The organism is Acidianus ambivalens, assembly GCF_009729015.1.
GTDB lineage: Archaea > Thermoproteota > Thermoprotei_A > Sulfolobales > Sulfolobaceae > Acidianus > Acidianus ambivalens.
In genome coordinates, this window is record NZ_CP045482.1 from 757,898 (window position 1) to 779,176 (window position 21,279).

General features: G+C 34.6%; 23 protein-coding genes. 12 read left to right on the forward strand and 11 right to left on the reverse strand.

From position 1 onward, the window contains the following. Window positions 1-122: 122 nt before the first annotated feature. From D1866_RS04540 to D1866_RS04555, 4 genes are all read right to left on the reverse strand, one after another. Window positions 123-998, reverse strand: a complete 876-nt coding sequence (locus D1866_RS04540; protein ID WP_152942510.1) for a DUF973 family protein — start codon at window positions 996-998, stop codon at window positions 123-125. A gap of 1,946 nt (window positions 999-2,944) precedes the next feature. Continuing rightward, the gene (locus tag D1866_RS04545; RefSeq protein WP_152942508.1) at window positions 2,945-3,754 is read right to left on the reverse strand and encodes a mechanosensitive ion channel family protein; all 810 of its coding nucleotides are present in this window, start codon (window positions 3,752-3,754) and stop codon (window positions 2,945-2,947) included. A gap of 938 nt (window positions 3,755-4,692) precedes the next feature. After that, complete coding sequence (locus tag D1866_RS04550; RefSeq protein WP_152942506.1) at window positions 4,693-4,968, reverse strand: hypothetical protein; 276 nt, start codon at window positions 4,966-4,968, stop codon at window positions 4,693-4,695. Between the two features lie 370 nt (window positions 4,969-5,338). After that, window positions 5,339-5,773, reverse strand: coding sequence for a hypothetical protein (locus D1866_RS04555; protein ID WP_231136411.1), 435 nt, complete (start codon window positions 5,771-5,773; stop codon window positions 5,339-5,341). A 972-nt stretch (window positions 5,774-6,745) separates the two neighbouring features. Here D1866_RS04555 and D1866_RS04560 point away from each other — a divergent pair. Together D1866_RS04560 and D1866_RS04565 are read left to right on the forward strand one after the other, a co-directional pair. Further along, a complete protein-coding gene (locus D1866_RS04560) occupies window positions 6,746-6,925 on the forward strand; it encodes a hypothetical protein (RefSeq protein ID WP_152942504.1) in 180 nt (59 codons plus the stop codon). A gap of 17 nt (window positions 6,926-6,942) precedes the next feature. Beyond that, entirely contained in the window at window positions 6,943-7,815 is an 873-nt protein-coding gene (locus D1866_RS04565) for a hypothetical protein (protein ID WP_152942502.1), read from the forward strand. Between the two features lie 35 nt (window positions 7,816-7,850). Here D1866_RS04565 and D1866_RS04570 read toward each other — a convergent pair whose 3' ends face one another. Then, window positions 7,851-8,204 carry a hypothetical protein gene (locus D1866_RS04570; protein ID WP_152942500.1) on the reverse strand — a complete coding sequence of 118 codons (354 nt, stop codon included), beginning with the start codon at window positions 8,202-8,204 and terminating at the stop codon, window positions 7,851-7,853. 44 nt (window positions 8,205-8,248) lie between these two features. On the opposite strand from D1866_RS04570, the gene D1866_RS04575 reads away from it, so the two are divergent. Both D1866_RS04575 and D1866_RS04580 read left to right on the forward strand, forming a co-directional pair. Then, window positions 8,249-8,608 (forward strand): PaREP1 family protein, encoded by a 360-nt coding sequence (locus tag D1866_RS04575; RefSeq protein ID WP_152942498.1) that lies wholly within the window; start codon window positions 8,249-8,251, stop codon window positions 8,606-8,608. Then, window positions 8,574-8,930 carry a PaREP1 family protein gene (locus D1866_RS04580; RefSeq protein ID WP_420809233.1) on the forward strand — a complete coding sequence of 119 codons (357 nt, stop codon included), beginning with the start codon at window positions 8,574-8,576 and terminating at the stop codon, window positions 8,928-8,930. Before D1866_RS04575 ends, D1866_RS04580 begins: the two co-directional genes overlap by 35 nt. A gap of 38 nt (window positions 8,931-8,968) precedes the next feature. Here D1866_RS04580 and D1866_RS04585 read toward each other — a convergent pair whose 3' ends face one another. The 3 genes from D1866_RS04585 to D1866_RS04595 are packed head-to-tail and all read right to left on the reverse strand — an operon-like array spanning window position 8,969 to window position 10,234. Beyond that, window positions 8,969-9,388 (reverse strand): hypothetical protein, encoded by a 420-nt coding sequence (locus D1866_RS04585; protein ID WP_152942494.1) that lies wholly within the window; start codon window positions 9,386-9,388, stop codon window positions 8,969-8,971. Next, window positions 9,385-9,726 carry a HEPN domain-containing protein gene (locus D1866_RS04590; protein ID WP_152942492.1) on the reverse strand — a complete coding sequence of 114 codons (342 nt, stop codon included), beginning with the start codon at window positions 9,724-9,726 and terminating at the stop codon, window positions 9,385-9,387. The genes D1866_RS04585 and D1866_RS04590 overlap by 4 nt, the downstream gene beginning before the upstream one ends. After that, complete coding sequence (locus D1866_RS04595) at window positions 9,689-10,234, reverse strand: hypothetical protein (RefSeq protein WP_152942489.1); 546 nt, start codon at window positions 10,232-10,234, stop codon at window positions 9,689-9,691. The genes D1866_RS04590 and D1866_RS04595 overlap by 38 nt, the downstream gene beginning before the upstream one ends. A gap of 78 nt (window positions 10,235-10,312) precedes the next feature. Between D1866_RS04595 and D1866_RS13080 the strand changes: the two genes are divergently transcribed. The 4 genes from D1866_RS13080 (at window position 10,313) to D1866_RS04615 (ending at window position 15,610) form a co-directional block, all read left to right on the forward strand. Then, window positions 10,313-10,729, forward strand: coding sequence for a double zinc ribbon domain-containing protein (locus D1866_RS13080; protein ID WP_152942487.1), 417 nt, complete (start codon window positions 10,313-10,315; stop codon window positions 10,727-10,729). Window positions 10,730-10,812: 83 nt separating this feature from the next. After that, on the forward strand, window positions 10,813-11,094 hold the full coding sequence (locus D1866_RS04605; RefSeq protein ID WP_152943018.1) for a Rieske (2Fe-2S) protein: 282 nt from the start codon (window positions 10,813-10,815) through the stop codon (window positions 11,092-11,094). Window positions 11,095-11,190: 96 nt separating this feature from the next. After that, window positions 11,191-15,060, forward strand: a complete 3,870-nt coding sequence (locus tag D1866_RS04610; protein WP_152942485.1) for a protease pro-enzyme activation domain-containing protein — start codon at window positions 11,191-11,193, stop codon at window positions 15,058-15,060. Window positions 15,061-15,319: 259 nt separating this feature from the next. Further along, window positions 15,320-15,610, forward strand: a complete 291-nt coding sequence (locus D1866_RS04615) for a hypothetical protein (protein WP_152942483.1) — start codon at window positions 15,320-15,322, stop codon at window positions 15,608-15,610. A gap of 50 nt (window positions 15,611-15,660) precedes the next feature. Here D1866_RS04615 and D1866_RS04620 read toward each other — a convergent pair whose 3' ends face one another. The 3 genes from D1866_RS04620 to sta1 all read right to left on the reverse strand — a co-directional run bounded on the left by D1866_RS04620 (window position 15,661) and on the right by sta1 (window position 17,804). After that, window positions 15,661-16,926, reverse strand: a complete 1,266-nt coding sequence (locus D1866_RS04620) for an MFS transporter (RefSeq protein ID WP_152942481.1) — start codon at window positions 16,924-16,926, stop codon at window positions 15,661-15,663. 31 nt (window positions 16,927-16,957) lie between these two features. Then, window positions 16,958-17,335, reverse strand: coding sequence for an Lrs14 family HTH-type transcriptional regulator (gene lrs14 / locus D1866_RS04625; protein WP_152942478.1), 378 nt, complete (start codon window positions 17,333-17,335; stop codon window positions 16,958-16,960). 103 nt (window positions 17,336-17,438) lie between these two features. Next, window positions 17,439-17,804, reverse strand: coding sequence for a Sta1 family transcriptional regulator (sta1, locus tag D1866_RS04630; protein WP_170254138.1), 366 nt, complete (start codon window positions 17,802-17,804; stop codon window positions 17,439-17,441). A gap of 274 nt (window positions 17,805-18,078) precedes the next feature. On the opposite strand from sta1, the gene D1866_RS04635 reads away from it, so the two are divergent. From D1866_RS04635 to D1866_RS04650, 4 genes are read left to right on the forward strand one after another with little or no spacing between them, the layout of a single operon-like run. Continuing rightward, window positions 18,079-19,527 (forward strand): cytochrome ubiquinol oxidase subunit I, encoded by a 1,449-nt coding sequence (locus D1866_RS04635; RefSeq protein ID WP_231136412.1) that lies wholly within the window; start codon window positions 18,079-18,081, stop codon window positions 19,525-19,527. Between the two features lie 23 nt (window positions 19,528-19,550). Further along, the gene (locus D1866_RS04640) at window positions 19,551-20,573 is read left to right on the forward strand and encodes a hypothetical protein (protein WP_152942474.1); all 1,023 of its coding nucleotides are present in this window, start codon (window positions 19,551-19,553) and stop codon (window positions 20,571-20,573) included. Then, a complete protein-coding gene (locus tag D1866_RS13390) occupies window positions 20,570-20,833 on the forward strand; it encodes an antibiotic biosynthesis monooxygenase family protein (RefSeq protein ID WP_231136413.1) in 264 nt (87 codons plus the stop codon). Before D1866_RS04640 ends, D1866_RS13390 begins: the two co-directional genes overlap by 4 nt. After that, on the forward strand, window positions 20,827-21,207 hold the full coding sequence (locus D1866_RS04650) for an antibiotic biosynthesis monooxygenase family protein (RefSeq protein WP_231136414.1): 381 nt from the start codon (window positions 20,827-20,829) through the stop codon (window positions 21,205-21,207). The genes D1866_RS13390 and D1866_RS04650 overlap by 7 nt, the downstream gene beginning before the upstream one ends. The last annotated feature ends 72 nt before the right edge of the window (window positions 21,208-21,279 follow it).

Here is a 21,279-nt window from a genome sequence, read left to right on the forward strand (position 1 = left end):
ATCCCTTTTGACAAAAAAGTCTCTCTTTCAGTTATCTTTCAAAAGCCTAACGCCTATTACGGTATAAAATATTAGCTAAAATAAACTAATAATTTTAAATTTTGAAAAAAGAATAAAATCTTTTATTGCGCGACTACAGTTGCATCAACTGCAGTTCCGTTAGATAATCCTATTCTTATAGTATACTGCATCCCTGGAGTTAATGAAATATTACCGAAGTTTATCACAACTCGGTTAATTCCCTGAGATAGCTGTTGAGGAGATATTGAAGATTGCGTTGCATAATAATTGGTACCTTGTATTGAGGCATAAGAAATTCCTACTGGAGCAGTAGCGTATAATGTAATATACGCAGTGCCACCACTAATAGTTCCCTGACCTTGTTGATAAACACTTGCTTGTGAAGGGATTACAGTAGCTCCAGTAGTACTTCCAGGGAGAGTACCCGACTTTAATGAATTTAATACGCTTCCTAACCCTAAGTATAATATTATGAAGCCTATTATTCCTAATATTAGTAAAATAGAGCCTATCTTTACTGTACCATTATTGAAATAATTACCTACCTTATAGAAGCCTATTATAAGCAATATTAAGCCTATAAAACCTATCACTTCACCGACTATATTTAATCCAGTAAAAGACCCCATAGAATATAATATATTTCCAGATAATGCTGCAGGTATTAAAAGGATTACTGCTATGAATTCTAATAAAGGCCCTAGCAATATTAATAATGCACCGATAGAGCCTATTCCCGTTCCTAGACCTGCAGTGTTTAATATTGAAAATCCCTTTCTTATCCTAAGTATTCCTAAGATATCAGTTAATATTGCTATAAGAAATATTACTAGCATAACAAATACTCCTGCTGCACCTATGGCGATTACTGAAAGAATAGACGTCACTGTTATGATTATTAATATTGACGTTACTATTTCTAGCAAGGAACCGCTTCTTAGTTTTGACACTCCTTCAATTAACGAACTTTGTTCCATAATTGAACGTATTAGGAATTAATATATAAGCTTTTTTGTAGCAATTGACAGATTTTTTATTAAAATTTATTATATATTTACAAAAAAATTAAACTATAGGTAAGATAATATGTATAATGAAACGCACTCTAAACGCTTTCATATAATAAAATTCAATTTATTTAAATTATTATATTAGTCAAAGTTCTCGAACAGCGTCATTATGTAAAGCTTACGTAATTGCCTCTGTAGACTATAAATTTAAACTTAATTTACTGTTACTGCTGATCAAGTAGAAATAATTAGCCATCTCTCCTCGAAATTCGTCTCAATTTCGAATCTAACCCTATTTTCTATCAATTTAGAAGGTTATATTGAAGAAGTATAAAGTAAAATTTACATGTGATGTATATCTTATACTTCACGCGATTAGATTTGTAGAATATGGATCTTACAGTATTTTGAAGTAAATTATAACAGCATATATACAGTATGAAGAGTAAGTTTTTCTGTTAATCATTATAATACAGTTTCATTCAATTTGTATGTGGCTTTGAACTGTTAACTCTCTACAGCTTAGACTCCTGCTTTAAATAGTCGTTATTACTCAAGGAATATAACTAAGCTCCTGCTGAATAATGAGAAACTAAATCGCTTACAGCTGCTTTGTGGGATTCTTCAGTTTTCCTCAATAGTGATGCATAACTAACTTTTAACTCAACTGAAGATTCATAATTTATTTTACTTCTATTAGCTTAAGACCTAAAATTTCAACCAGCTCAGAAAACGACTTGCTCCTACCAATTCTATTATACTTAACCACTAATTCATTTGCAATGTAATGTTTCACCAAATTATTTAGTTTCTCAAAATATACCACCAGTACTTGGAGAGGTACATTGGAAACATTAGCCTATATTTAGTCCTAACTTTTCTGCACCCTTGTTCTAGTAAATTATTGTATAATTATTAAAAAATTTACGTAATTTGGAACAATTTTCAGAATACTATGGGAGAACAAGTTTTACGTTGAGCCAGCGAATATTAATAGGAAGGTTTAGTCTATTACAAATATATATTACGGTCTTATTTATAATTATAAAATATAAGTCAACTTTATATATGAAGAATTTTATAACGTATTATGTTATGTATTTCTAATAATATAGATTCTTATTAATAGATAGAAACAAGACATAAAATTGAGAATTCTTAATTAAACATTAATTCTATTACTTTATTTCTTAAGTATATTATCTATAATTATTTACATGTTACAAAATCAAAGTATAAAATAGAAAACCTTCCAATATCTAGAGCACAAAGTTTATAAATATGCTCTAAAAATTTAATATAATATCTTTCGAAAAAGAAGGAGAAACAGTAGCATTTATAGAGAAAAAAGAAGAAATACCAAATTTTAGTAGAAATAAATACGATCAAACAGTAAATTTTGTGAGCCAAATATTACAGAGCTGCGGTTATTCAGTTAATAAGAAGGAAATGTTTGGAGGCGGAATTAAGGTTCAAGGCAAGAAAACGTTAATGGAAAGACCACAGGAACGTTTATTGAATACGAATTAAAGCTCCGTTCAGATAAATTATCTCTAAAACATACTGCTTGAGTCTCAATTTCCGAGTCAGGTTTTAACCCTGGAGGACTAATAGGCATGGGAATAAATATGCATTAAAGACACGAAATGAATAAGAATATTCAAGCTGTAAAACCTCAGGTTACTAATGAAGCTATTACAATTTATAATCAAGTAATGAATTTCATAATGAATACTCCAAGTTATTTTTTTTAAATATTATTTTTAGATAAATAATTTTATTGTAATATAAAGATAGTTTTAATTAATTAAAAGAAGACTCAAATAGGCAATAAAGATTACACAAGATTAATCTCCATATTCTAGAAAATATACATTAATTATTTGAATAAAAAGAAAATAACTTAAACCTTATTATTGGATTATTTTCTTAGCTAGTGCGTAGACAAGTGGTATTATTATTATAGCAAAGGCTATTGCTAATCCCCATGCAAATGTCTGAATTATTGCAGTCACGTTACTAAACGGTTGAACAATAATTCCTATTGCTATTAAGATAAAGACCGCATATAATACTAACCTTGCATAACCTAATACGCTAGCAGTTTCAGGATGTGCCTTAGATATTTCGTCAATTGCTTTACCGGTTATGGTGAAGCTAAATAAGAGTATAATTGAACCTATGATAATGCCGTAGAATAGGTAGGAGTTTATTGAAGGAATCCAGAAGAATATTGCTAACTCTGTGGCAACAGTAATAATAACAGCGTATAGGCCGAGTCTTAACACTTGGATTATAACATTTGCAAAAGGATCTGTCTGACCAATTTGTCTATTCGCAAAGTCTGTGAACAAATTAACCAGCGATATACCAAGGGTTAATAGTAATATTGCACCTGCCAGGTAAGGTAAATATCTAACAATAAAGCCTATATACACACTTGCGGGACCTAAGTTCAATAAGGAGAAAGCTATTGCTAACGCTATTAAAATTATAAGCGCTTTTACTGTTCCTGCAATTAGCCCAGTTCCAATTCTTAATTCTGGATAACTTGCAGATAAATTATATAACACTCTAGCTACTACGTCAGAGACTACCACTGCTATTACGTATCCTATAATAACCGTTATTATAAATAATATTATTGATGGAATTGCGTTGATAAAATCTGTCTCTAAATTACTTATGGCCGCAGATATAGAATATATAACTAACGGTAACATTTTAATCCACACATCTCTGCTCATTTAGTGGTTTATATATTTTTCGGAATATTTTATGTAGTATATTATTTCTTATGTGAGTAACGTATTAAACCTTGTAAACATAAGGTTTTCAAAACATCCTTCATTTAGATTGCATATCGTCATCTTAAACACAACTATAGAATGTTTTAGCCATCAACACTATTTTCTATCTAAGGATAGTATTCAAAGCTAAATGACTTTATTAACTGCAGAGATTTTCCGTTATTATAACTAATATATATCTAAACTCTACTATGAACTTATGGAAAATATAGTCTATTTTTATAAATTGAATACTAGATTAAAAGCGTAAATATAAAATAAAAGAGTACTAACTCGGCTATAAGAACTAACATCAGAGAAAACCACAAAGACAAAATCAATTTTTAAAGCTGGGTTAGTACTCTCAAACTGTGTTTTTATTGCGTATTATGAGAAGGAAGAACTGGAAGGAAAATGTGAGCATAATAGGATAATTATGGATTTAGTAAAATAGTGGATAACGGAAGATAATGTGAGAAAGAAGGTTTTTATATTAAATAAGAAACTAAATGAAGAATTGAGGGCTTATAAATTTTATGAAATAGAGGTTTATTTTCACACTAAATAGTTCGCAAATGAGGAAAATACTAAAGATTTTCTAAGTAAGAAGTACATAGATACTGTGGTAAGTGTAACGACGTAATATACTGGAATAAACTTAGAGGTAAAAGGTTATAAAATAGTTAACCCTCAACCAATAGCTACTGAATTAGAAAGTAAACCAATAACCCTAAAGGGAGTAGATTTCACATTTAGTGAGAGAAATAATTCTGAGTCCATCTTAGTTTATTTCCAAGAACCGAATACATATTACGGTAAAAGGTGTTAGTTAGAAAGACAATATTTAAATCTATTGTACAACCGCTATTGCATCAACTGCTAGTTGCAAGAATAATGTCCATAGATGCTATAATAAACATGAAGATTCCTGCCACTATTCTCCAAGTGCTCCTTTTTGATATCTCTACTAAATTAACGTTAATTATTGATGATAGGGGTATTGAAGTGTCCTTAATAATTAATTCCTTATTAGTTAATATTACTGGTATCATGCGTTTCTCATCTAAAGAAAATCCGTTAAATGAGAGATTCATAGATTGTTGAGGAAATTGATACCCACACCTTGGGCAAACCTTTACTATAACCAATTTTGATATGGTAAAAGAGTTTAAAAATTTTTATTTAAAAATATGCTTAAATAAGAGAACGATAAAGCACTAAGATAATATCAATTAGGTTTACTCATGGCGTATCTTCTCCAAGTCAACCTTTGTAGAGGGAAACACTTCTATACTGCAGTCATCAGCCGAGGAGATCATCAATAAATCACTAATACTATATAAAAATACAAATTATAAAAACGAGATATTTAGAATTAAAAATAATTAACAGTTGTATAAAGGAGTTAAGACTAAATAGTACTATAAAAATATCTGAATTTTAGATTGATTGAAAATAGATATATACTTCTTTTTGCCTTAGAATCTTAATAGTTATTAAAACTGTTTATCTTATAAATTAAATCTTAATGTGCAATAAGTGTATTAGTGTGAACGCTCCTAATCCCACTGCTGCCAATATAATGTCAATTACAATGGATATTATGAAAGCAAGTATCGCAATTCCTAGTGCTCCTAACCATCCCACGTCAAAGATTGCCTTATAAACTCCTAAAATGCCTATTAAGCCTATTATAAAACCTATTGGCAATACAAAAGGATTATTAATAACCGAGGCTATAAAAGCGAATATTGCAACAATAATTGCAAATACTATAATAGAGAGCAGTGATGCGGCCATAGCTCTAGGGAAGGACGACTCACTACTGAAAAGCTTCGATGCCAGCCATACAGGGATTGAAATTATTATCCAAGCTATTAGAAAACCTATTATCACGCCTACGATATGCGGGATATGCATAGTATTATCTTTACCAATTATTACTTTTAACATTATTCCTTTGACATAGCCTTAACAGAAGGTTATTGCTTAATAAATAGGTAACATTGTTACTATTTAAAATGTAAAATACTTGGAAAGTGTAACTCAGCAAATATCTAAAAGGATTTTATTTTATTGACAAGAATCTCTTGTTTAATAGAATCAACGTTAATTTAAACATTTTTAACGCAGATTATTAGCCTATACGTGTTTCATAATAAACTACTTTTAGCCGGGTAAAACAAGCACTTCTTAATTTTCACTATGAACTTCTGCTAGAATTTCTTGATTAAACCAACTAATAATATCTCCTTCTTCTTATTCCTGCATAACCTACGAGAAATAGCCAAAAAGTTTTGTAACGTTGGTTTCAAAGGTGAATTAACAACGTTGGCCTTAATCATGTCTTTTTCATTCGCTGTAATAGAAAGTTAAAATAATATAGTATATAGTAATCATATTACTTTTGAAAGACTTTCTATCCGTGATATTAAGAGAAGATGCTCAAGAATATGATTAAATACTTTAAAAAAATTATAATAATTTTTACTAAATATAAATAAAAAAATTATTCTCTTAATAATCTACTAATCTCGTCCTTCAGGAGTACTAAGGGATATTCATTAGGCTGTAGTAAGGCTCTATTATGATATTCATAAGCCTGCTTACTTTCCGCATTTGACGAACAACTGGGACATATCTTATGTACATATATAGTTATATTTAGATCGCCAAGGTAACTTACTCCTTTAGGCACTTCTATAAGTACTGTAATGAATTTACATATATTATAACCGTAAAAAATATAGTGATGACAATGTTCACTTATATTTAATATTATAAACGGGGAGTTAACCGTTATATTAGTTATTGTGAAATTCGCATAATAGCATGTATGGACATATTTGAAGCAATAGCAAACGAAACGAGGAGAAAGATAATTAAAATCTTAGGAGAAAAAGGTAAGGCAGGTTTTCAGACCTAATGAACGAATTAGGGTTAGATAGCCCATCTTTAGCTTTCCACATAAGAAAACTGGGTAATCTGATTACCAAAGTAAATGACGAGTACATACTCACTGAGGAAGGTAAAAAGGCTTATAAAATAATAACGGAAGTAGAGGGGAGAAAAGAAGAGGGCATAATAGAAAACTCACCGCTATAAGAGCCCTCTCCTCAAGCGTGGTAGAGGTAAGGGATTTAGGATTTTACGAAATAACTCCAGAACTTGTGAAATCATTAAAGGACAACAAAAGTAGGCTGAGGATAGTTAGGGTAGGAATATTAAAGATAGACGACTCTGTAAACCCTGAGGATCTGAAAGATGTCATAGATGAGATTAACAGCGTAGGAGTAATAGATTGCTCACCTAAGTGCTCTATAGCTATTTCTTCAAAATTATCTAATGTAGGATTAATTGGGCAATCTTTTGCTAGGGCAATTCAAGAGTCACTTAAGTTCCCATTCAACATATATACCACACATAATAAGAAATTTACAGTATTCGATTCCCCAATACAAACTCCGAAGAGTTGTGAAATAGAAGTTGATGGAAGTGACTTAACGATAGTACAGGGTGAACCTCACTTGAAAGTTGAGTGTCATTCATTAGACGACGTAGAAATAAACCTTGGTGAAAAAATGAGCTTAGAAATTGACGGCTGTGACGCAGTATTAAGTTTACCTAACCTAGAAAGACTTGACGTGAAAATTAACGTCTCTGCCGTTAACGTTAGTCTTAACGTAAAGGAAGTTGAAATAGATGCAGATGGTTCTGATGCCAATATAAACATAACCAGCTGTGAAAAAGCTGAAATTGATGCAGATGCAAGTTCAATAAAGGGAAGAATTAATTTCCCAACAGGAGGGATACTGGATATAGACAATAACGCTTCCACTATTAGACTTACACTAGATTTGCCGGAGAACGTAGGAATAATAAATGACGTTAGGAGTAATATAAGCCACGTAGAATTACCTCCAATAAGGCAGGGTGAAAAGAAATTAAAAATTAATGCGGACGTTAATGCAGGAGAATTAATAATAAAGACGTGAGAAAAAATAATGAGCTGACAAAAATGCCATAATACTTATTCTTTCAAATTTTTTAGAAAATTTTCTAATTCTTCTTCATTAAAGAAAATTCTACCACTCCATTTACCTTCCATTATTCCTATTCCTTCGTCGCCTTTTATACATTCAGTCCTTCCACTTTTTTGAATGCAAATAGCATCATTTGGATCCTTACCGGAGAGAAGAAAGGATAAGAGGACTTTCATAACTTGTAAATTTTCAGCGTTTCCGGTAATTCTAATTTTCCCTTTCTGCTTAATGTTTACTATTTCTAAAGAACAGTTTTGATCCAGAATAAACCACTCGCATTCGCTATAACTACATGTGACCCTTAGCAGATCCTTTCCCAATATTAGAAAAGCTTCTTTCACTTTTCACCACATTTATTATTTAGAAATAAGGAGTATATAATGAGATGCTAAGCTTAAAAACTTCTGCAGATATTTACTTGGAAGAGGCTGATGAGCTGTTAAAGAAAGGTGACACAGCACAAGCATCAGAGAAACTCTACAAAGCAGCAGAAGAAGCAATAAGACTCTTGTCCTTCATTCTAAAATTAAACCTGGAAATTGTTAATACTAAATCTCTTACTGAAGCAGTGTTTTTAATTTCAGAGAAACTAAAGGACGATAAAATACCAATTTATTGGGCGTCAGCAATTTCTCTCATTACAGTAAATCTAAGTAAGGAAGTAGTGAAAGACCTTAGGAACGACGTTGAAGAGTTGGTTAAAATTGCAGATAGAGAATATATTAAAGTTCTTGGAAGAGGCTGATGAGCTGTTAAAGAAAGGTGACACAGCACAAGCATCAGAGAAACTCTACAAAGCAGCAGAAGAAGCAATAAAATTCCTATCCTATAGAGAGAATATTAACGTTTTATCTAAGGTTAAAAAGGAAGATAGGTGGAAATCTGAGTTTCTGTTTGATGCGTCTCTACAGCTTTCTACATTTTACCCTGAAATTAAGGATATATGGAAGAGCGCTTGGATTCTTCACGTGGAGGGTTTTCATGAAACAAGGCTGGACGAAAATAAAGTTAAATTTTATGCAGAGAACGTTAAAAAGTTACGCAAGATCTTAGAACAATTTCTTTAGTAACTTTGAGCTGGTGCTCCATTGTTAGGTTTCCTTTCTTAGAACCACTTCTTCAACAACTTCACATAGTTAGCTGAAAGTAACTCAAGGTAAGATGAAGGAATCTTAAATATTAACCCTAAGCCCATCATCAGTAAAGTATCCTTGAAAGTCTTCAATGCTTTTTCCATAGCCTTCTTTTCGTCGTTAGTTCTGAATATTAAATAAAGGGGGACTGCTCCTTCATAATAATGCCTTTCTAGGAGAGTGTAAGCTTTCTTTTTCCTTGATGCAATGTAATAAGCAGTTGAGAAAGCCGGCAGATTATAGTAATTTTCTAAAGGTAACGAAACTTCTTCATTCTCTATTAGAAATCCAGAATACACGAAGTAAGTTGCGTCACCGCTCTTTTCTTCATCTATTGACAGTAAGAGAGTATGTATAGAAGAGCCGTTGATTGCAAATAAGTAACTGTTCATTTCACTCTCTCTTCTAACTTTTCCAGGGTTTTAAGTATTCTAGTAGCGTATTCAAAAGCCTTTTTTGCCTCTTCTGGACTAATTACTTCTTCGGAATAATCTGCCTTTTTCCTCAGTTCATAAAGTTCGATAAATATCCTGCTCTCCTCGGAATAACCTAAATATTTTAATACATTAGCTAACTTATCATCTCTTCTAGGTACTTCGTACCTTAAAATGAGAAGAATTTCTTCCAACCTTTTCCTAACTGCGAAATACAGTGCCGAAACTGCCTTATTCAAGTTCCCTCTCTCAAGGTCGTCATTTGCTTCCTTTAATAGTACCTTGAATTTTCTCATATTCTTCACTTGATAGCAAGTAGTAGCTTATTGTGCAATCGTGGTGAGAATTAACCTCAATTACTGCCTCGGCAACCCTATCCCTAACCTCATCATCAACCTTATCAACAACAACCAAAACATTACTATCGTAAAGCTCGGCCTTTATAACGTAACGTGCAAGGCTTTTTACCTTTTCCTTAAATTCTTTAAAAGCGTCTTCGCAATCTTCTTTCTTCTCCTCTTTTACAGAAGAGAAAACTCTTATAGTGCTTACATCGTCCTTCGAAGTTAGGTAATAGCTTATTGTACAATTGTGGTGAGAATTAACCTCAATTACTGCCTCGGCAACCCTATCCCTAACCTCATCATCGACCTTATCAACAACAACCAAAACATTACTATCGTAAACGAAAGAGTTCTCGTCTAAGGCTATAAGCATGACAAATTTGTCCTTAAGAGAAGTGTACAATATCTGGAATAATTCTGAAACTGCCTTGCTCCACTCATCATTTACCAGTTTATACATAAGGAATAGTTTCTCCATCAAGTATATAGCTTTAAATCTTACGATAAATGTTTTATAAGTAGAAGTGAATAAAAACCTATGAAAGCTTGTCCAAGATGTGGTCATTTAAATCCGGACAATGCATACGTCTGTGAGAAATGCGGTTATTATTTAGGTTTTGAAAGCGTACCGCACATTATACCTTCTACACCTATAACTCCTCCTGAGAAGCCTCTAGTTAAAGTTTGTCCGGTTTGCGGTTATATTAATCCTGGAGACGCAACGAGGTGTCAAAGGTGCGGTTACGTTTTTCAACAACCTCAAGTCATTGTTTGCCCTAGGTGCGGTTTCGAAAACCCAATAAATGCAACTCATTGCTTAAGGTGCGGATATCCTTTAAAGCAATCTGTTCCTCAAACCATCGTACAGAGGAGAAAGTTTCCTACTATTCCAGTGCTTGCATCAGTAATTATCGCATACATAATGATAATAATTCTAGTTTACGTACTGGGCTAAGAGAAGACAATGCACATTTAAATACTTACATCCTTAATTATTTTGTGATTAAGACAATTCTTTATGAAGGAAAATACCCTATAATGATATACGAAAAAGAAGGAAAAGAGTATTCTTTCCTTGCAGTTTGCCCTCACAAAAATAGACCTATCCTCTCTGAAGGTTATAAAATTAATGACGATAAAATAGAATGTCCTTTTCATCATGCAGTCTTTAGCCTTATAACTGGAGAACTAATAAAGCCTCCTAACTCTAAAACGCCTTGTCCTGCTGACTGTAAATTAATCAAGGTAGAGTTTACTTCCTCAGGAGTTAAATTTTATGGTAAGCCAATTATTCCAGAATTACCTAGAAAAGGTACATAATTTTTGTTTCTATCGTCTTATTAATTCTATATATATTTCTTCTCACCATGAATAATTCACCATAACGTTTAAATAATCTTGTACCAAAAACACTGTATGCGTAGTAAATCTATAATAATTTTATCCCTCCTAATTTTTGCAACAATTCAATTTCTACCGATAACGCATTCACAACCAACTGCCCCTCCAGGATTTAAGTTTGCAGGGAATCTACAACCGAATAAAGAAGTCTTATTCACAGTCTACATACCACTAAAGTGCACTTGTAAGATATTCTATTATGCAGAAGAAACATCTAATCCTTCATCACCTCTTTATCATCATTTTCTAACTAAGACACAGATTCAGCAATTCCTTCCTACAGAGAAATATGAGGAAGTATTAAATCAATTAAAGGCCGACGGATTCAAGATAATTTTAACTACACTGGACTCGGTAATTGTTGCAGAAGGTACAGTCTCACAAATTCACCAATACTTAGGCTTGAATTTTGCAGTTTACACAAACGGTACCCTTACTTTTTATGAATCTTACGGTACTCCTACGATTCCCGGAGTTGCGATCGTTTCACAGAACCTTACCGCAGACTTGTTTGCTCATCCTCAGTTCTTAATTACTCAGAAAGACATTCAGTCTCTAGCCTCAAGGATAGCAGATCAAGCTAATATTACTGTACCGATTGAAGCATATTGGCCTACTGCATTGCAGAAGGTTTACAATGCAACAGCACTTTATGCAATGAACGACTACGGTCAAGGATATAACATCGGAATTCTGGACTTTTGTGGAGACCCATACATTTTCCAGCAGTTAGCTTACTTCGATAAAGTTACAGGGTTGCCTCCTACAAACTTTACTGTAATACCCATTGGACCATATGACCCGAGCAAAGGAATAATTACTGGATGGGCTGGAGAAATCAGCCTAGACGTTGAAGTAGCTCATTCAATGGCTCCAAAGGCAAATATCACATTATATATTGCCAACGGAGCTTTACCGTTATCTGCAGTAATTGCTTGCATAGTAAATCAAGATATTGTTGATGATTTGTCTCAAAGCTTCGGTATATCAGAGTCAATATTCTCGCTGTTTAACGCACAGGAGTTTTACACGTGCGTTTACGAAACAGACGTTTATTACGCTCTAGGATCTGCTGAGGGGATAACTTTCTTAGCCGCAAGCGGAGACGGAGGAGGTTCAGGATACAGTAACGGACCTATAGGTAGTGTAATTTACCCGTCATCTTCACCTTTTGTAACATCAGTAGGAGGAACAACTACATATATACAGTTCCCCGGAAACTCTACACAAACAGCTTGGTCCAATTACGGTTTCGTACCAGACGACGTGAACTTCGGAGGATCTACCGGAGGAGTTAGCGTAATTGAGCCTAAGCCTTATTATGAATGGGGAATACCAACTCCTTCGACTTATCCTGCAGGTAAAACTACTCCAGCAATTTCAGCCAACGCAAACGTCTATCCCGGAGTATACATTATCTTCCCAGGTAACGTAACCGGAATAACTGGAGGTACTAGCGAAGCTTCTCCGTTAACTGCTGGATTATTAGCACTAGTAATGAATTATGCTCATACAAAACTAGGTAACTTGAATCCAGTAATATACATGTTTGGTGAAAATTCTACGATTTACTCAAAGGTGTTTAATCCTATAACTTTTGGCTATAATATTCCTTGGACTGCCACTTATGGATATAACTTGGTCACGGGCTTTGGTACTTTAAATCTTGGAGAATTTGCATACTATTATAACATGACAATGAAGAAGGGGAAGGAGTTATCAATTGAGGTAGCGGTTTTTAACTCTACTGGATTAGTTCCACCTCAGTTCTTCCCCGGACAAACTGTGGAAATTGTGGCAAACATAACTTATAACGGCACTGAAGTAACCTCCGGTAGTTTCACGGCAGTAATAAGTAACATCTTAGGAAACATTTCAACCGTGCCCTTAGCCTATAATCCTAGTGCGAACTTATGGATTGGAACAACAACTTTACCTTCAAACGCTAACGGAATACTAGAGGTAACTGCGTATGGTTCATCTAACGGTGTAAAAGGATACGGTGTTGACGAAGTCTTCTCAGGTTACTTCGTGCAGTTCTTATTGCCGGAAACTTTTGTACCAGTATTAGCTTGTGAATGCTTCATAGTCGCAAACGTAACTGACGCATTAGGCCAGTTGTATAATTGCTCGACTCTGTTAATCTCAATATATAAGTACTGTATACTGAATAACTCCTATACTCTAGTAGGTAATACAACGCTTATGGAGACTGAAATAAAGCCTAACATTGTAGCCTGGGTAGGAAAATATCCGTCACTTACTCCCGGAGATTATTTAATGATGGTAGGTAACGCCTTCGGTTACGTAGCTTTTACTAACGGTGTGTCATTACAAGGAGAATATCCTTTCGGTCTATTTATATTACCTCCGGTGATTGAAGAGCCGGGAAGCGTTTACCCAGGGGAAAATATCATAATACAAGGTATAATACAACCACCGTCGATACTAGCTACAGTTACTTCTTCATCTTTAGGAATTCCGGAGTACTGTGCAGTGTTACACGGTTCAAACGTTACTGCAGAACTAGTTAACCCAGAAGGTAAAGTAGTTAGCACAGCAAAGATATTCTTGAACTGCCAAGGTATCTATTTTGGAGAATTACACGTACCCAGCGACGTTACTCCAGGGTTATACACAATATTACTTCACTCCAGTTACTTCTCCCTAAGTCTGGGACAATACATTAACGGAAGCTTCTATGGTCAAATATACGTTCAAGAACCTTCTACTGTTAACGTTAAAGTACAGTCTTATTCCTTCGAGGGACAGACTCTAACAGTCTACGCCAACATTACTTATCCAAATGGTACTGAAGTAAAGTATGGAATGTACTCTGCCACAGTATATCCTCAGTCCTTATGCTTCGAATACTCGCAGATAAGCATAATGGTGGAGTTACCGTTGTGGTATAACGCTAAACTAGGACTATGGGTAGGAAATGTAACACTTCCCTCAACGTTATATCCTGGAAATCTAACTTACTTAGCAGGATTAAACTATTACGGTGCACCTTTCAGAATATTAATTACCGGTGAGACGTATAACGGTTACTCTACTTCTCCTTCACCGACTCTTGCAGGAATAACTTACGTCTTACCTTATACTGCAATTGAAGGAAAGACGGTTGACGGCTTCCAGACTTACAATTCTGCACTAATAAACGATACAATAATTACTAATGGAACTTTAACTAATGATGTACTAATAAACGATACAATAATAGGTCACGTGACCATAGTTGGTAGTAATTTAACTAATGTAAAGTTCTTAAATTCAAGCATAACCCTAATATCCTCTTCTGGTAGTAACCTGCACCTAGATGATTCTAATATAACCTTAGTCGATTCTTCAGTTGATGGAATTACTCTAGTAAACTCAATGATAACTATAGAGAACTCTAAGATAAGCAATATATCCCCAGCATTACCAGAAATAAAGATAATCTCTCCAACAGCTAACCAAAACTTAACTGGCGTATATACTATCTCGTTTAATATAATAGGACAGGATATAAGTAAAGTATTAGTATTATTAAATGGACAAGAAATTACCGAGTTTAGCGGTAATGGAACTTTTAGTTATGCTCTGAATACTACTAAATATCCAGATGGTAGCTACGCTATTGAAGTTGAGGCAATTCAGGCTGACGGATTATATGCTAAATCTTCTGTAACAGTCAATTTTGAGAATCAATTAGAAAATCTATATGCCAATGTAAAGGCTAACGAAACCAGCTTATCGAGTTCGATAAATAATTTAGACAATAGCTTAACATCTGTAAAGACTAGTTTGTCTACGCTAATTTACATAACTCTAGGTCTAGCAGTAATAGCAATAATAATAGGAATAGTAGCAATAATAATGAGTAGAAGAAGAAAGTAATTTTACCGCCCATTGATAATTAAGTTATTTTATTTTTTGAATTTGTCTATATTTCTTTCACTTATTCTTTAGTATTAATTCAGTTACTATCAGCTTTATTTGTGCACAAATTTATCTCATTGCTTTAGCAATGCTTAAGTTAACGTTTTTAAAATCGTAAATAATTGACCGAGATAAAATAAAAGATTGTCAATATCCCTTATTTTTAATTGATTTACTTTTACTTCTTTCTTCATTTTTCATTTTTAATAGAGCCTTTTTGGGAGGAAAGTGCGCAATTGCTGATCTAGTTGGCGGCTTAATACAGTTATTTATAGGATTGCCTCTAGCAATATTCTCAATAACTTTAGCACAAAGGGAAATTTACAGATTCTTTGCACACAAGATGTCTGGAAAAATGGAAACATTCTATATAAACACTGAATTAAAGAACGGAAATATTGCAATAGCTGCAATGTTATTTGGAGCATTCTATGCAACTTCCGCTGTAATTAGCCAAGCAGTAGGCTTCCTCTCTCAACCAATAGTTGCTGCTTTATCTCAAATGTGAACTAATACTCTCTTAATGTTTTAGCTTATTTTTTATAAAGAAAAGAGATTTTACTTTTTGTTGTTATTAATGATTATTATTTTCCCTAAACTGGTTTCCTCCAATTCTTTCTTCCTAGTCTCCTTATAAGTTAAGAACGAAATTGCTAACGCAAGAGTAGATGTAATTCCAAATATTATCAAGGATGATGAAAAGCCAACAGAGCGAACCATTGATGGGAAGAAGTATACTCCAAGTATTGCTCCTATTCTGCTAACTGAAGTTGCAAATCCTTGAGCAGTAGACCTCACAGACGTTGGAAAGATCTCCGTGGGATAAAATAGAGTTACTGCTCCAGCCCATTGCTCTAATGCTACAAAAGTCATAAAATATGGAACGAGTAAAAATCCTTCAATTTTAGTAATTCCACCTATTATTAGTAGGAAAGCCATTCCTCCTAATCCCGTAAGTAAGACCTTCCTCCTACCTAGTGAATCAATTGCAGACACGGCAATTAAATAACCTAATAAAGCTCCTCCAGCTATTGCCATTGTGCTATAAAGAACCTCAACGTTTGAAGGGAAAGCAAACTCTCTTAGCACTAGAGGATAATATAACCCTATACCGTAAGATGCTACATCAAACAAGAACCACACTATTGAAACCGCTAGAACGTAAGGTAATAAAGGATTTTCGAAGAGTTCCTTAATTCCATTTACTCCTTTGTTCTCAACTTGGGGGTTAAATTTCTCGGTAACTAATAGACCTTTTGAAGCTAACCACCTAGGAGATTCGTCAAGCTTTATCCTAAGTAAAATAATTGGCAATGAAATTAAGGCACCGAATAGGAAAGTATATCTCCAAAATTCGTAGAAACTTAAGAAAGTTAAGTTGACTATCGAGGCTACTAAAGTTCCTACCCAATAAAGAGATATTGATGCAACAAGATATTTCCCTCTATTTACTGCTGGAGAAAATTCACTCATTATTGTGGATGAAATCGGATAATCTCCCCCAATGCCCATTCCAAGCAACAGTCTAGATATGAAGAGTTGTGTAAAGTTCTGTGAAAGAGCTGAAGTTATTCCGAAGGTCGTGAAGAATATTAGGTCTATGCCCATTAACTTTTTCCTGCCTACTTTATCAGCTAGGAAACCGAATAATAACGCGCCAATAGTCATCCCCATTAATGAGGCTGACGAAACTAACCCTTCTTGTGATGACGATAGCTTCATTTCTTGAGCTATAAAGTACAGTGCAAAAGATATTACTGATAAATCATAACCATCTAGAAAAAATCCTGCAGAAGATACGAAGAAAGATCTTATCTTTTGCATGAAATGCTCTTGTTTAAAGAATTTAAAAAGTTTATTTAACCGTGACTGACTCTACATGAGATTTATACTTTTCACAAAAGATTTTAGCAATAGCCTCTAGATCATTAACTATCTTATTATAAACCGCATTCTTGTCAGTGTAATAAAGATACTTAGGCCTTCTCTTTCCTTCTCCTTCAGTTTTATCCCTCATGATCAAGCCCTTAGATAGTAAAATGTTTACTGGCTTACTTATCGATGTTTTAGCTATTTTTAATCTTTCTGAGATGTCTTCCACGGAGAGTTTTTCATCTGTAGACAGAAGAAGATGTAAGATGTTCATTTCGCTGTCAGTTATGCCGTAAAGGAATTCTACAAGCTTATGGAAATCCACTTGTCTTCCGTCTGGGAATTGAATTTTAAACTCCATGAGTACATTTCGATTCTAAAATTTATAAATTGTCATTATAAATAACTTTCATATCTTTCTTTAACAGAGTTTAAAAGGGACTTTAATAGTAAAATCAAGAAAATTAAGTATTTTTCCTAATTTTAGATATTTCTTTTAATGAGTCGTTTACTATGCTCTGTAAATCGGTAAGCATTTTAGAGTAAATGTCTGGAGTCGCAAAATAAATTAGCCTAGGTCTACCATTAGCCTTTCCCTTTTCTTTATCCCTTAGTACTAAGCCCTTTGATAACAACAGGTTTATAGGCTTAGTTACCGTATTCCTTGATATATTTAGAGAAGATGCAATGTCTTCTGCAGAAAGCTTTCCCTTAGTACTTATTAGCAATTTAAGTATCTCTAGCTCTGAGTCGCTTAAACCATAAACGAATTTAAAAATTGTAAATACGTCAACTTCCCTGCCATCAGGAAACTTAACTTTCTTTTCCACGCTTCTCATTATTTTTAACAATTATTTAAAGCTCATTATAATTTTGTTTCGATATTTACAATTAACCATGTTAAATACATTTTAGCCCTTCAAAGCGAGACTTCGATAGAAATTGAGTTCTCGAATTTCTCATATTAGACTCATGATCATATTCTAGGATTTAATTCTTAAATTAATATAATTACCATTATAAACCAGAATTTCTCTGATAAAGTGTGTTAAAAATGGAAATATTTAAATATTTCTCAGTTATAATTTATCATGGTGGATTGAAGTGAGTTTGGAAATATTTGATAGAGTACTCGCAGGATATACAATGGCAGTGCACGTATTATTTACTTACTGGGCAATAACTCTCCCATTCTTTATAATATCTGCCGAATACTTGGCATACAAGAAAAATGATCCTTACTATTTGGCAATAGCAAAAAGATGGTCTGTAGTAATGGCAGTTCTGTTTGCAGTAGGTTCTGCAGGAGGTGCAGCAATAGCAGTAGAATTCATTACAGTGTGGTATAAATGGATGTACTTAGTTAATCAGATTGACATACTGCCCTTCGATATAGAGGTCTTGGCATTCTTCTCTGAAGTAATATTCTTAGCATTATATCTGTATGGCTGGGACAGAATGAGCAGAACTGCTCATATAATAGTTGGAGGATTAATAGGCTTAGGTTCTTCTGCTTCTGCAGTGCTCATTATCTTAGTAAACTCTTGGATGAACACTCCAACAGGATTTAATATACAAGCTTACTTACAGACCGGACAATTAACTGGCGTAGACCCACTAGGTGCATCGTTACCTATTATTGCACTTGCAGAAGTACCAATGGGATTAGCTGGAGCATGGTTCGTTGGATTCGGATCTATAGCTGGATACTTCGCTTTCAGGAAGTTAACCAAGAAGGACATGACTACTGATGAGAAGGAATATTATAATAGAGGATTAAAATTAGCAACTTATCTAGGAGCTTTAGATGCAATATTCCTGGCTTGGGCTGGAGATAATGCGGGTAAGATATTATATCTATATCAACCATTAAAGTTGGCTACATTAGAAGGAGTAATGCAAACAGCAACAGGTGCTCCAATGCAAGTAGGACCAATAACTATACCTAACATGCTTAGTTTACTATCAACATGGCCTCCTAATCCCCACGCAACAGTGCTAGGATATTCAAGTTTCGTTCAAGCAGATTGGGATCCAATCTGGTATATTTCCCACACCGCATACGACTTGCACGCTACTCTAGGAATAATAGGAGCCTTAGCTGTGTGGATATTGGCTTACTCCTTCTGGAAGCAGCCAAAGAACGCATTATTTAAGGCCTTCGGATTAGATAATCCTGCTGAAAAGAAGATTCCACTCTACGCAATGTTCTTCTTAGGATGGCTACAGCTAGTGGCTTGGGAAGCTGGTTGGGTTGCAGCAGAGACAGGAAGACAGCCTTTCGTAATATGGGGACCAATGGTACAGACTGCATCAGGACTTTACGAGATACAAGCAGTAATGTTAACAGCTGACGGATTTAACAACAGTCCAGAAGTTTTACCTATAGGAATATCAATAATGATAGTCCTAGCTTTAGCAGTTGCAGGAACTATATACATGTTAAAGAAGTTATTTACTGGTAAGGAAGTCTCTGCAGATGTTAGCTCTGCAAGGCTTATAATGGCAACCAATGTAGGAGGGAGTAGCTCCTTAAATATCAAAAGGAAGTGATTTTTTCGTGGAGGTGAGTCGAAATGAATGAGTTCGTCCTGTTCTTCTTTATACCTTTAGCATGGTTTGTAACAGCTTTTATGATTGAAGCAGGATCAGTAGTAATGATTCCAGTGTGCAGGTATGAGAACTATAGGGAGAAAATGCTAATAGTTCTAGGCTCACTATGGGCAATAATAGCGACTTCCTTAGTTTACCTAGTAGTATCTTTAGATACAATATTCGCTCCAGTAATGTTCGTAACTGGTGCAGTGCTTTACGCACCATTAATGGTATTAATAATAATGCTAGCTTTCCACCACTTTAGTATAGGAGTTGCAGAAGGCTCATCAACTTTAGGTAAGCATTCTATGGAGAGAACCTTCCTAGTTCTTGCACTACCTTTCGCACTAATAGTAGCGTTCCTTGGAAATACACTATTTACTTCAGTTTTCAGTGGATACGGTTTCTGTGTACATAACTTGCTGACACTGGACATAACTCCTAACTACACTCAGATGATATTCAATGCCTTCAACTGGGTATTCTTCATAGGAGTAGTAATGTACGTCGTGTATTTCACTGTAGTATTTTACGGAATTAAGGAAAGACTGCTAGTGGGAGCTTTAGGATTAACGCTAGCAAACATATTGTTCCTTGTGAGCACTTACGAGTGGTTACCAGTGGTATTCAATAGCGCAGTAAATAACGCTGGCTTCTGGATATACATTATTATCCTTTACGCTTATCTTTACATAGCAACAACTAGGAATGTTCCATTCAGGCAGGCTTGGATATTCCTATTAACTTTCATAGGGGCTATGATGTTCGGAGTTTTTACCCAAGGTAGAATACTTGAGGACATAGTACCTGCAGGAACTGTAGGACCTCTACCAGGAGTTCCTGCGTCACTTTTACTAACAAATGCTGCGACGTTAACTGCTGGAGCGATAGTACTAGGAATGGCAGGATTACTAGTCTTAGGAGGAATTACTGCTGTATCTTACAAGGTGTTGTATAAAGTTGCTACTGAGAGAGTTGAGGCTAAAAAGGCGACTGTTAAATGATTAACGTCGGTCTTTATTACAGGGTGAAGGAAGGTCACGAGAAGGAATTCGAGGAAATATTTAAGAAAGTAGTCGAAACGTTAAAGTCAGCTAACGTAGGTTTTATAGACGCTGACTCCTCCCCGCCTCACAGAGGCGAGGGTTCCTCTGTGAGCGGTTCATCGTTCCCACCATCGATTCGGGATTACATCTCTCATTTGGTGGGCAGTAGGGGTAGCCAGAGAGCCCACCACTTGAAGAGAGGGAACTTTCATTGCTGAGCTCTAGTCCCTTTGATGAGAGAGATACTGGTTGCTCCTCCCTCAGTCCCATTAAGCCCTCAATCGAGCTGGGGAGGAGCGTCGTTAGCGTCACTAATGAGACTTTTGACAAAGAAGTATTTAAACTTTTTATAAGGGGGCTATCCATCCCCGCCTTAAAAGGCGAGGCTTTCCGCCCCCTTAACCCCCAACTTTGTAAACTTTACAAGAACGTAGATAATCCGAGGGAATACTTAATATACAGTGAGTGGAAGGACTTAGATTCATTTAGAAAGTTCATGCTAAGCAGGGAATTTAAGAACACTACCGATTACGGAAAGCAGATAATAGAAGGAAGACCTTACCACAGAATATTCCAAGAAATAAACGCGTAAAAGTCATTTATCTTTTTTCTTTTATTATATAATAATTTTACCCTTAATATATTGATTAATATAGATTATAAT